Raw genomic sequence first — 10,264 nt, 5'->3', positions numbered from 1 at the left:
GGCGGGGCGCAATGGTCGGTGCAGCCGCGGCCCTGATCGCCGCGCCCGCCTTGGCCAAGCCGGCGCCGCGTCGCGTCGTCTCGCTGAACGCCTGTCTCGACGCCATCCTGGTCCACGTCGCCGACCGGGGTCAGATCGCGGCGCTCAGCCACTATGCCCGCGAGCCGGTCGGCTCGACCATTTCCGAGGTGGCGAAGACCTTGCCCTTCACCTGGGAGACCGCCGAGGAAGTGATCGCCCTGCGGCCCGATCTGGTCCTGACCAGCCGTCACAGCGCCCTGGCCACCCGCAATGCTCTGGGCCGGATGAACATCCCGACCGCGCTGTTCGCCGTGCCCGAAAGCGTGGGGGCCAGTCTGGATCAGGTGCGCGATGTGGCCCGTCTGGTCGGTCGCCCGGCACGAGGCGAGGCTCTGATCGCCCGCATCGAAGCCGCCATCGCCGCCTCAGCTCCGCCGCCCGGCGCGCGCCCGCTGAAGGCCCTGATCTATCAGCCCAACGGCTTCGCCGCCGGGCGCGGCACCCTGATGGACGAGATGATGACGCGCGCCGGGTTCGAGAACGTCGCCGGACGCTACGGCCTGGGCAAGTGGGGCAATGTCCCGGTCGAGCGCCTGCTGGCCGACCCGCCCCAGGTCCTGCTCAGCGGCGTGCCGGTTCAAGGTTCGCGCACCTGGGCCGACCGGGTGATGCGTCACCCGGCGCTGGCCTCGCTGTCCGGTCGGATGGTTCAGGCGCAGCTGGAAGAGAAGCTGCTCTATTGCGGCGGGCCGGTGCTGATCCAGACCGCCGCCGCCCTTGGCGAGGCGCGCCGCACGGCGCTGGAGGCCCTATGAAGACCTTGCCGCGTCCCTTGATCATGGCGGGGCTGCTGGCCCTGATCGTCGCCCTGTCCGTCGCCAGCATGAGCGCGGGCCGCGTCTGGGTGCCGTGGAGCGAGTGGGCCAGCCAGAGAGGCGATCCGGCCTGGGCCATCCTGTTCGAACTGCGCCTGCCGCGCACTGTTCTGGCCTTGATGGTCGGGGCGGTGCTGGGCCTGACCGGGGCAGCGTTGCAGGGCTATACGCGCAACCCTCTGGCCGATCCGGGGATGCTGGGCGTCTCGACCATGGCGGCGCTGGGGGCGGTTCTGACCTTCTATCTGGGCGCGGCGGCCAGCGCCCCCTGGGTTCTGCCGGGGGCGGCCATGATCGGGGCGGGCGTCGGCGTCCTGCTGCTGCTGGCTCTGGCGGGGGCGACCAGCAGCGTCGTCACTTTCATTCTGGCGGGCGTGGTGATCCAGACCATGGCGGGCGCCGGGGTGGCGCTGGCGCTGAACCTGGCCCCCAACCCCTGGGCGGTGAACGAGATCGTCAACTGGCTGATGGGGTCGCTGGCGGACCGCAGCCTGGTCGAGCTGAAGCTGGCGGCGCCGGGCATGGTTCTGGGCTGTCTGCTGCTGATGACCCAGGGGCGGACGCTGGACGCCCTGACCCTGGGCGAGGCCGGGGCGCGGTCGCTGGGAGTTCGGCTGGATATAGGGCGCTTGATGCTGGCGCTGGGCGCGGCGCTGGCGGTCGGGTCGGCGGTGTCGGTGACCGGGTCCATCGGTTTCGTGGGCCTGATCGTGCCGCACCTGCTGCGGCCTCTGATCGGCGCCCGGCCCGGCGGTCTGCTGCTGCCCTCGGCGCTGGGCGGGGCGGCCCTGGTGCTGGCGGCGGACATACTGGTGCGGCTGACGCCGTCGGCGGCCGAGATCAAGCTGGGCGTGGCCATGGCGGCCCTGGGCGGCCCCTTCTTCCTGGCCTTGCTGATCGGCATGCGGAGGAAGCTGGCATGAGCATTCTGAGCGCGGACAATCTGTCGGTCCGGCTGGGCGACAAGGCGGTTCTGGAGGCCGTCGGCGCGGTCTTCGCCCCGGGCTTGGTGACGGCGGTGGTCGGGCCGAACGGGGCGGGCAAGTCGACCCTGCTGGACTGTCTGGCGGCGCTGAGGAAGCCCGATGCCGGGCGCGTCACGCTGGATGAACGGGCGCTGGGCGACCTGCCGCCGCGCGAGCGGGCGCGCCGCATCGCCTATCTGCCGCAGAACGCCGAGATCGCCTGGGCGGTGGACGGGCGGACCTTCGTGGGTCTGGGCCGCACGCCCTATGTCGGCGCCTGGGGCCTGACCGCCCAGGACTGCGCGGCGGTGGATCGCGCCCTGACCGTCACAGGCGTTCAGGCCTTCGCCGACCGTGTGGTTTCGACCCTGTCGGGCGGCGAGCGGGCGCGCGTCCTGATCGCCCGCGCCCTGGCCGGTGATCCGCAATGGCTGCTGGCGGACGAGCCTTTGGCGGGGCTGGACCCCGGCCATGTGCTGGACGCCTGCGCCCTGTTCCGGCGGCTGGCGGATGAAGAGGGGCGCGGCGTCATCCTCACCCTGCATGACCTCGACGCCGCCCTGCGGGTTGCAGACCGCGTGATCGTTCTGGCCGAGGGGCGGGTGCTGGCCGACGCCGCGCCGGCGGAGGCCCTGTCGCCCGCCGTGCTGAAGGCGGCCTATGGCGTCGAGGCCCGCACGCTGGACGGCCTGTGCGGCCCGGTGCTGGAGATGGTCGGCCGTGCCCGCTAGCGTACCGACCCCCTGGATCGTCGCGGGCGCCCTGCTGGTCGAGGGGGCGCTCGGCTGGCCGCGCCGCCTGAGCCATCCGGTCGTCTGGATCGGCGGTCTGATCGCGACCCTGGAACGTTGCTGGAACTGCGCGGCGTGGTCGGCGAAGTCACGGCGCGCGCTTGGCGTCTTGACGGTTCTGATCCTGGTGGTCGTGGCGGGCGGCGCGGGCTGGGGCCTTGAGCGGCTGGCCGCTACGGCGCCCTTCTGGCCGGGACTGGCCCTGTTGCTGATCTGGGGGGCGACGGGGCTGGCGGCGCGCAGCCTTTACGACCACGTCCGCGCCGTGGCTCGTCCGCTGGCGGCCGGCGATCTGCCCGCTGCGCGCCTCGCCGTCAGCATGATCGTCGGTCGCGACGTCGAGGCGATGGACGAAGGCGAGGTGGCGGCCGCCGCGCTGGAAAGTCTGGCCGAGAGCTTTTGCGACGGCGTGGTCGCGCCCGTCTTCTGGTTCGTGGTCGGCGGTCTGCCGGGTCTGTTCGCCTACAAGGCCGTCAACACCGCCGACAGCATGATCGGCCACATGGAGCCGCGCTGGCGCGCCTTCGGCTGGGCGGCGGCGCGCACCGACGATGTGATGAACTGGATTCCTGCGCGGATCGCCGGGGCCTTGATCGCGCTGGGCGGCTGGCAGGGCTGGCGCGTCATGTGGCGCGATGCGGGCAAGCACGCTTCGCCCAACGCCGGCTGGACCGAGGCGGCCATGGCGGGCGCGCTTCGGGTTCGGCTGGGCGGGCCGGTTCGCTATGACGGGATCACCGCCTACCGCCCCGATTTCGGCGACTGGGCGCCGCCGCGCGCCCATGATCTGAACCGGGGTCTTCGCGTCTATGGCCTGGCCTGCGCAGCCCTGATGTTGCTCTTGATTGTAGGAGGCTTGGCATGGCCGCATTGACCTTGACCGACCTGTTCGCCGTGCCCGCCCTGGAACGGGCGTCCCAGTCCGTTTTGCAGCAGATGCTGGACGGCAAGGCCAAGCCGCCGGACGCCCTGGGACGGATCGAGGAACTGGCCCTGACGCTGGGTCTGATCCAGCAGCAGCTGAAGCCGGTCGTCGAGCGCCCAATGCTGCTGGTCTTTGCCGGCGACCATGGCCTGACCCGCTCGGGCGTGGCGGCCTTTCCGTCCGGCGTGACCGTGGCCATGGTCGATGCCCTGCTGGCGGGCAGGGCCAGCGCCAACGCCTTCGCCCGCGTGGTCGGGGCCGAGGTCCAGGTGATCGACGCGGGCGTGGCCGCCGACCTGTCGGACCGGGCGGGCCTGATCCACGCCAAGGTCGCATGGGGCACGCAGGACGCCTCGGTCGAACCGGCCATGACGTCCGCTCAGGCCGAGGCCGCGCTGCTGGCGGGCGCGCGTGTGGCGCAAGCCGCGATCGCCGACGGCGCTGATCTGATCGCCTTGGGCGAAATGGGCATCGGCAACAGCGCCTCGGCGGCTCTGCTGATGCATCGCCTGGCCCCTGCGCCGCTGGACGATTGCGTCGGGCAGGGGGCCGGACACTCGCCGGAAGGCATGGCGAGGAAGCGCGCGGTTCTGGCCAGGGCTGCGGCCCGAACCGATGTCACCGCGCCCTTCGATGTGCTGACCCAGTTCGGCGGCTATGAGATCGCCATGATGGCCGGGGCCCTGTTGGCGGCGGCCAGGGCCGGGGTCCCGGTTCTGGTGGACGGCTTCATCGGCACGGCGGCGGCCCTGCTGGCGGTGCGTCTGGCCCCCGCCGCCCGCGACTATTGCCTGTTCGCCCATGCCTCGGCCGAGGCGGGGCATCGCCTGATGCTGGACGCGATGAACGCCCGGCCCCTTCTGGAACTGGACATGCGGCTGGGCGAGGGAACGGGCGCCCTTCTGGCTGTCCCGCTGGTCAAGGCCGCCTGCGCCCTGCTGTCCGAGGTCGCCGAACTGACCGACGTGCTGGAGGCCGCAGGGTGATCCGGCATGAGGCGCGCCTGTTCGTCTGCGCCGTGCAGTTCCTGACGCGCATCCCGACGCCGCAACTGGCCGGTTTCCAGCCGGAGTGGATTCAGCAGAGCGCCCGCTACTACCCCCTGGTCGGCCAACTCGTCGGAGGCGTTTCGGCCCTGATCCTGTATGGCGCGGCCCAGGTCTGGAACCCGTGGATCGCGGCCCTGCTGGCGGTGGCGGCGGGGGTCGTGCTGACCGGCGGCTTTCACGAGGACGGACTGGCCGATACGGCGGACGGGCTGGGCGGCGGCCTGACCCGTACGCGGCGACTGGAGATCATGAAGGACAGCCGGTTGGGCTCCTATGGGGCGCTGGCGCTGGGGCTGACCCTGGCCCTGCGCGTGGCGGCCCTGGCCATGCTGACCCAGGCCTCGCCCCTGTTCGCGGCGGTTGCGCTGTTGGCCTCGCATGGCCTGGGGCGGGCGGCGGCGGTCGGGGCCATGGCGATCATGCCCTATGGCGGCGACCCCGGCATGGCCAAGGAGGGCCGCCCGGATCGCGCCTCCTGGATCGGACTGACCGTGGCCGTTCTGATCGCCCTGTGGCCGCTGACCTTCTTCTCGCCGACCACGGGGGCAGGGGCTGTGGCGCTGGGACTGGCGGCAGCCGCCGTTCCCGCCTGGCTGGCCTGGCGACTGATCGGCGGGCGCACCGGAGATGTTCTGGGCGCGGTCGAGCAGGCGTTCGAGGTCGGCTTCCTGCTGGCCGTTGCCGGGCTAGCGGTGCAATGAAGCTGATCATTGCGCCCTTGCATGAGGTGGCGGGTCTGGTGGCGCGTCATCAACCGTCGCACCTGATCAGCCTGGCCTCGCCCGGCCATGTCGATGCGCCCCTGGCCCCGGCTCCGTCGCACCGGCTGGACCTGAGGTTCAACGACATCGTCGAGCCGCGTGAAGGCCTGACGCCGCCGACCGAGACGGATGTCGCCGCCCTGCTGGCCTTTGCGGCAAGCTGGGACGGGACGCGGCCCCTGCTGATCCATTGCTGGGCCGGGGTCAGCCGCTCGACGGCGGCGGCCTATGTAATCGCCTGTGACCGCACCGCGCCGGGCCGCGAGGCGGACTGGGCCGTGCGCCTGCGTAGCCTGGCCCCGACCGCCACGCCCAATCCCATGATCGTGGCCCTGGCCGACCGTCTTCTGAACCGAGACGGCGCCATGACCCGCGCCGTCGCCGCCATAGGGCGCGGGGCCGAGACCGCCTGGGGCCAAGCCTTTGAACTCGACCTGTCGCCTGAAAAAGAAACGCGCCGATGACCGAAGCTGAACTGAACGCCCGCCACGCCGAGAAGATGAAGAAGGTTCAGGCCGCCCGCGCCCGGATGATGGCCGGCAAGACGGTCGAGCGCGGCCTGGTCATCGTCCATACCGGGACCGGCAAGGGCAAGACCACGGCGGCGCTGGGCATGGTCTGCCGCATGATAGGCCACGGGATGAAGACGTCGATCATCCAGTTCATCAAGGGGGCGATGGAGACGGGCGAACAGAACCTGTTCGACGCCTTTCCCGATCTGGTCGAGATGCGACCCATGGGCGAGGGCTTCACCTGGGACACCCAGGACCGCACCCGCGACATCGCCAAGGTGCGCGAGGCGTGGGACGCCGCCAAGGCGCGGATCATGGACCCGGAGTGGAAGATGGTCGTCTGCGACGAGCTGAACATCGCCTTGCGCTATGATTATCTGCCGGTCGCAGAGGTGCTGGCGGTGCTGGCCGCCCGCCCGGCCGACACCCACGTCGTCATCACCGGCCGCAATGCGCCGCCCGAGCTGATCGAGGCGGCGGATCTGGTTACTGATATGCAGATGGTCAAGCACCCGTTCCGCAGCGGCGTGAAAGCGCAGGCCGGGGTCGAGTTCTGATGACGGCGCGCCTGATCGTCTGCACCACCTGCCGCCATTCGGACGAGGAGCCCGTGGACGCCGAAGGCCGCACCGGCGGCCAGCGTCTGCTCGGTCTGATTGAAGCCGCGGGGGCGGGCATCGACGGTCTTCGTGTCGAGGAACAGGCCTGTCTTTGGGCCTGCGCCAGCCGCTGTTCCGTCTATCTGTCCGGGCAGAACAAGCCCGGCTATCTGGCGGGACGGTTCGCGCCGACGCCAGAAGACGCCCAGGCCGTTGTCGACTTCGCCCGCCTCTACGCCGCCAGCCCCGAGGGCGCCGTCGCCTATCGCGACTGGCCCGAAGGCATCAAGGGCCACTTCATCGCGCGACTGCCCAACGGCGACTGACGCCTGCTGTCCGGCCTGTTCAGTCGCGGATGAAGTGGGGCAGGAAGCGAGAGGTGTTGCGGGTGATCAGGCTGACATCCTCTCGCAGGCTCATGCCGGCGGCCTCGTCTCCGACGACCCACGAGCCGACGATGACGTGGTTGCCGTCGAAGCTCGGCGGATTGCAAAGCGCCTGACGGATCCAGCGTCCCTCGCCATAGCCGCCGTCGATGATCTCGGCGACGCTACGGCCCTGGTCGATCAGTTCGACATTGGCGCCTTCGCGTGAAAACAAGGGCTTGCGGACGTAGGATGATCCAAGGGCTGAATGCGCCGGATCGTCCTCGAAATAGGCTTCCAGCAGGTTGGGGTGGCCGGCATGGCGTTCCCACAGCAGGGGCAGGATCGCCTTGTTGGACAGGATGCTCTTCCACGCGGGTTCCAGCACCGTCACCCCCGCGGTCGGCAGGGGCGCGGCGTAGTCGTCGCGCAGCATCTGCTCCCACGGATAGAGCTTGAACATCGCTTGGATGATCCAGTTCTCGTGGTCGACGAACTGTCCGTCCGCGTTCAGGCCGATCTGGTCGATGGCGACGAACTGCGGGTCCAGCCCGGCCTGCTGGGCCAGGTCTTCCAGGAAGCGCACGGTCTGGCGATCCTCGACGAAGTCGGCGTCCGAACTGAAGTGGACGAAGCCGCCGTTGGGGAAGATGGCCCGGAAGCGCTCAACCAGCTTCTCGTGCAGGCTGTTGAACTGATCGACGTCGGCGGCCAGGACGCCGGCCTTGATCTGATCCTCCAGCCACAACCACTGGAACACCGCCGTCTCATAGATGCTGGTCGGGGTGTCGGCGTTGTATTCATAGAGCTTGGCCGGACCCGTGCCGTCATAGGCGAAGTCGAAGCGGCCGTAGAGCGACGGATCGCCCCGGTTCCAACTGGCGGCGACGTAGTCCCGCATGGACTCCGGGATGTCGAGATGCTCCATCAGCCGTTCGGACTGGACCGCCTCGGCGACCAGATCCAGGCACATGGCGTGCAATTCCTCGGTCGGCGCCTCGATCCCGTCCTCGACCTCGGCCATCGTAAAGGCATAGGCGGCGGTTTCGTCCCAATAGAGTTCACCGCCGGTGTGACGCCAGGTGAAGCCGAGGCTGTCGGCCTGGGCGTCCCAGTCAGGGCGGGGATCAAGGCGCAGACGTTGCATGGATCAGGCCGGGTCCTTGTCGGGCGTTGCTTGGCCGATGCGCGGGGTGACGATGGTCACGTCCTTCTGGGTCAGGCGAGCCAGAACGTCGTCAGCCGAGGAATGGCCGGGCAGGATGCCGGCGTCGCGCAGCTTGGCGTCCAGATCGGCGCCGGTGCGGCGGTCTTCCAGGGCCTGGTTCTCGCGCAGTTTTTCTTCCTGCACGGCCTGGCGCTGCTTGATGCGTTGCAGACTGTCGGCGGCCGAGCCGATGCGCGACTGGGCGCCGGCCGAGTTCAGCGCCACCGAGGTCTGGGCGCGCTGGACGGACTCGTTGACCTTGACGATGTCGATCTCGCGACGAAGCGTCTCGATCTTCTGGTCGGTCGAGGCGATGGCGGTGCGCAGCCGCGCCTCAGCCGTCTTCATATCCTCGATCAGCGGGCCGCGGCTGTTGATCTCGACTTCCAGTTCGGCGATGCGGCCGGCGACTTCGCGCGCCAGATCGGTCTTGCCCTGACCCAGGGCCGAGCGCGCCGAGCTTTCATACTTGGCGATCTGGTCGTGGAAGCTGGCCATTTCGTTCTCGGCCATGCGGCGGCGCGCCACCAGGCCGGCCAAGTCGTCGCGCGCCTTGCCCTGGGCGTTGTCGGCGTCGCGGATTTCCTGATCGAGGATCTTCAGCGCATTGGCGTCGACGACGCCCTGGGCCGCGTCATGGGCGGTGCCGCGAAACAGGGCGGAGAGTTTTCTGAGCATGGACATGGTGGGGTCTCCGGGATCAGGCGGCGTCGGCGCCGAAGGTTTCACGCAGTTCGGTGGCGTCGATGGCGTTTTCCGCCAGGGTGCGCAACTCGATCAGGATGGTCTGCAGCGTCGTCTTGCACGACAGCTCGCCCATCAGCTCATAGACATCCTCGCCGCCCACATTGGTGATGGCGAAGTTCGACAGCGGCACCACGCGCTGGGCCTTCAGCAGGAACTCATTGAAGGCGTGACGGTCGGCCTGTTCGGCCACCGGCCACAGCAGCACCGAACAGACGATCTGCGCCCCGCCGACGCTGAGATAGACCGGCAGGTCGCCGTATTCGTGCATGGTGGCCAGCAGGACCGGCTCGGCGCCTTCCAGCACGCGCAGGGTCATTTCGCCGTCGCGGACCAGAGGCGAGGCGTCCATGGCCTCCTTGATGGCCGGCACGGTCCAGGGGGTCTCGATCACGGCGTCCATGTGGTGGTCGTCTCCAGAAGTGATGGGGTCAGAAGTGGGGCGGCGCGCCCGGCCGGCAAGGTCTCGTCCGGCAAGATGGGGGCCGCGGGTCGAATCGGTGATGATGGCGCGGACGGCCGCCTTGACGTCGTCGCGTGCGGCCTCGGGCACCCAGAGCTCCAGCTTGACCAGCCCGGCCTCGCGGCGCGCCTGTCGCCACGCACGAATGCGCTCGGTCGCGGCGGAGGAAGGTGCGGGGGGCTTGGTCATGTTTCATGTAACGCGTAACATGAACGCTTGACATCGGGCAATGCAGGACGGAATTTCGGACCATGACCCGCATCATTCGGTCGCACCGTCTGTGTTTTCTCGCAGTCGGCTCGCGGCAGGCCTAGATAGTCACCCATGTTCAAGAAGCTTTTCGGACAGTCGGACAAGGCCGCGCCCGCGTCGCGTCTGGCGACGGTGCGCAATATCACCGTGGGCCGCACCGTGGCGCTGGACCCGCTGGCCTGGCGTCGGCTGGGCGACGAGACCCATTTCACCCTGGACCGCGACGTCCTGGACATCACGGCCCAGGGTCTGGTCACGCTGGACGGCGGGCAGTTCGTTCACCGCTTCTATACTGACGACCACGTCATGCTTCAGGCCATGAGCGACGATGAGGTGGGCACCGAAAGCTACGACTTCAGCCTGTTCATCCCCTGGACCTCGGCCTATCCGCCGGGTGAGCGCGAACGCCGTATCTGGCGCGACCGCCTGTCGGCGCCGGTGTTTCATGGCGCGGCTGAGGAACTGCCCGACTATCCGCGCTTCTGGTTCTCTGAAAGCGACGCCGTCCAGCCGCCCGTCACCCTGTGGGAGACCATCTGGGACGACCGCACGGCGGGTACGCCCTATGCGAAGATCTTCCAGACCTGCATGCTGTACGGCCGTGATCTGGCGGGCGGACGCGAACTGATGATCGCCCTGGAGCAGCAGCCCGAGGGCGGCGAGACGACACACGAAATCATGATCGGCATTCCGCTGGAAATGGCCGAGTTTCGCGCCTGACGGCGCCTGGGGAGA

General features: G+C 69.3%; 13 protein-coding genes. 10 read left to right on the top strand and 3 right to left on the bottom strand.

Features of this window, described 5'->3' with window-relative positions; genetic code table 11:
• Nucleotides 1-11 precede the first annotated feature (11 nt).
• The 9 genes from DXK21_RS05175 to DXK21_RS05135 are packed head-to-tail and all read left to right on the top strand — an operon-like array spanning nucleotide 12 to nucleotide 6,824.
• Entirely contained in the window at nucleotides 12-836 is an 825-nt protein-coding gene (locus DXK21_RS05175; RefSeq protein WP_114816710.1) for an ABC transporter substrate-binding protein, read from the top strand.
• Complete coding sequence (locus DXK21_RS05170; RefSeq protein WP_114816709.1) at nucleotides 833-1,819, top strand: FecCD family ABC transporter permease; 987 nt, start codon at nucleotides 833-835, stop codon at nucleotides 1,817-1,819. Before DXK21_RS05175 ends, DXK21_RS05170 begins: the two co-directional genes overlap by 4 nt.
• Nucleotides 1,816-2,592, top strand: coding sequence for an ABC transporter ATP-binding protein (locus tag DXK21_RS05165; protein ID WP_114816708.1), 777 nt, complete (start codon nucleotides 1,816-1,818; stop codon nucleotides 2,590-2,592). Before DXK21_RS05170 ends, DXK21_RS05165 begins: the two co-directional genes overlap by 4 nt.
• Entirely contained in the window at nucleotides 2,582-3,526 is a 945-nt protein-coding gene (cbiB, locus tag DXK21_RS05160; RefSeq protein WP_245945110.1) for an adenosylcobinamide-phosphate synthase CbiB, read from the top strand. The genes DXK21_RS05165 and cbiB overlap by 11 nt, the downstream gene beginning before the upstream one ends.
• Nucleotides 3,514-4,563 (top strand): nicotinate-nucleotide--dimethylbenzimidazole phosphoribosyltransferase, encoded by a 1,050-nt coding sequence (cobT, locus tag DXK21_RS05155; RefSeq protein ID WP_114816706.1) that lies wholly within the window; start codon nucleotides 3,514-3,516, stop codon nucleotides 4,561-4,563. Before cbiB ends, cobT begins: the two co-directional genes overlap by 13 nt.
• A complete protein-coding gene (gene cobS / locus DXK21_RS05150; protein WP_245945109.1) occupies nucleotides 4,560-5,327 on the top strand; it encodes an adenosylcobinamide-GDP ribazoletransferase in 768 nt (255 codons plus the stop codon). Before cobT ends, cobS begins: the two co-directional genes overlap by 4 nt.
• Complete coding sequence (locus DXK21_RS05145; RefSeq protein WP_114816705.1) at nucleotides 5,324-5,851, top strand: tyrosine phosphatase family protein; 528 nt, start codon at nucleotides 5,324-5,326, stop codon at nucleotides 5,849-5,851. The genes cobS and DXK21_RS05145 overlap by 4 nt, the downstream gene beginning before the upstream one ends.
• On the top strand, nucleotides 5,848-6,456 hold the full coding sequence (cobO, locus tag DXK21_RS05140; protein WP_114816704.1) for a cob(I)yrinic acid a,c-diamide adenosyltransferase: 609 nt from the start codon (nucleotides 5,848-5,850) through the stop codon (nucleotides 6,454-6,456). The genes DXK21_RS05145 and cobO overlap by 4 nt, the downstream gene beginning before the upstream one ends.
• Entirely contained in the window at nucleotides 6,456-6,824 is a 369-nt protein-coding gene (locus tag DXK21_RS05135; protein ID WP_114816703.1) for a DUF1636 family protein, read from the top strand. The genes cobO and DXK21_RS05135 overlap by 1 nt, the downstream gene beginning before the upstream one ends.
• Before the next feature lie 19 nt (nucleotides 6,825-6,843).
• On the opposite strand, the gene DXK21_RS05130 is transcribed toward DXK21_RS05135, so the two are convergent.
• The 3 genes from DXK21_RS05130 to DXK21_RS05120 are packed head-to-tail and all read right to left on the bottom strand — an operon-like array spanning nucleotide 6,844 to nucleotide 9,466.
• On the bottom strand, nucleotides 6,844-8,010 hold the full coding sequence (locus tag DXK21_RS05130; protein WP_114816702.1) for a glutathionylspermidine synthase family protein: 1,167 nt from the start codon (nucleotides 8,008-8,010) through the stop codon (nucleotides 6,844-6,846).
• Between the two features lie 3 nt (nucleotides 8,011-8,013).
• Nucleotides 8,014-8,754 carry a PspA/IM30 family protein gene (locus DXK21_RS05125; protein WP_114816701.1) on the bottom strand — a complete coding sequence of 247 codons (741 nt, stop codon included), beginning with the start codon at nucleotides 8,752-8,754 and terminating at the stop codon, nucleotides 8,014-8,016.
• 16 nt (nucleotides 8,755-8,770) lie between these two features.
• Entirely contained in the window at nucleotides 8,771-9,466 is a 696-nt protein-coding gene (locus DXK21_RS05120; RefSeq protein ID WP_114816700.1) for a YjfI family protein, read from the bottom strand.
• A gap of 135 nt (nucleotides 9,467-9,601) precedes the next feature.
• On the opposite strand from DXK21_RS05120, the gene DXK21_RS05115 reads away from it, so the two are divergent.
• A complete protein-coding gene (locus DXK21_RS05115; RefSeq protein WP_114816699.1) occupies nucleotides 9,602-10,249 on the top strand; it encodes a DUF2491 family protein in 648 nt (215 codons plus the stop codon).
• Nucleotides 10,250-10,264: the final 15 nt, after the last annotated feature.

The sequence above is a fragment of the Brevundimonas bullata genome (genome assembly GCF_003350205.1).
Taxonomy (GTDB): domain Bacteria; phylum Pseudomonadota; class Alphaproteobacteria; order Caulobacterales; family Caulobacteraceae; genus Brevundimonas; species Brevundimonas bullata.
This window is presented reverse-complemented; position numbering and strand designations above follow the sequence as displayed.

Bases quoted from the DNA above. Each gene is read 5' to 3' on its own strand.
- DXK21_RS05175 (WP_114816710.1), top strand. From the start codon at position 12: ATGGTCGGTGCAGCCGCGGCCCTGATCGCCGCGCCCGCCTTGGCCAAG.
- DXK21_RS05170 (WP_114816709.1), top strand. From the start codon at position 833: ATGAAGACCTTGCCGCGTCCCTTGATCATGGCGGGGCTGCTGGCCCTG.
- DXK21_RS05165 (WP_114816708.1), top strand. From the start codon at position 1,816: ATGAGCATTCTGAGCGCGGACAATCTGTCGGTCCGGCTGGGCGACAAG.
- cobT (WP_114816706.1), top strand. From the start codon at position 3,514: ATGGCCGCATTGACCTTGACCGACCTGTTCGCCGTGCCCGCCCTGGAA.
- DXK21_RS05145 (WP_114816705.1), top strand. From the start codon at position 5,324: ATGAAGCTGATCATTGCGCCCTTGCATGAGGTGGCGGGTCTGGTGGCG.
- cobO (WP_114816704.1), top strand. From the start codon at position 5,848: ATGACCGAAGCTGAACTGAACGCCCGCCACGCCGAGAAGATGAAGAAG.
- DXK21_RS05135 (WP_114816703.1), top strand. From the start codon at position 6,456: ATGACGGCGCGCCTGATCGTCTGCACCACCTGCCGCCATTCGGACGAG.
- DXK21_RS05130 (WP_114816702.1), bottom strand. From the start codon at position 8,010: ATGCAACGTCTGCGCCTTGATCCCCGCCCTGACTGGGACGCCCAGGCC.
- DXK21_RS05125 (WP_114816701.1), bottom strand. From the start codon at position 8,754: ATGTCCATGCTCAGAAAACTCTCCGCCCTGTTTCGCGGCACCGCCCAT.
- DXK21_RS05120 (WP_114816700.1), bottom strand. From the start codon at position 9,466: ATGACCAAGCCCCCCGCACCTTCCTCCGCCGCGACCGAGCGCATTCGT.
- DXK21_RS05115 (WP_114816699.1), top strand. From the start codon at position 9,602: ATGTTCAAGAAGCTTTTCGGACAGTCGGACAAGGCCGCGCCCGCGTCG.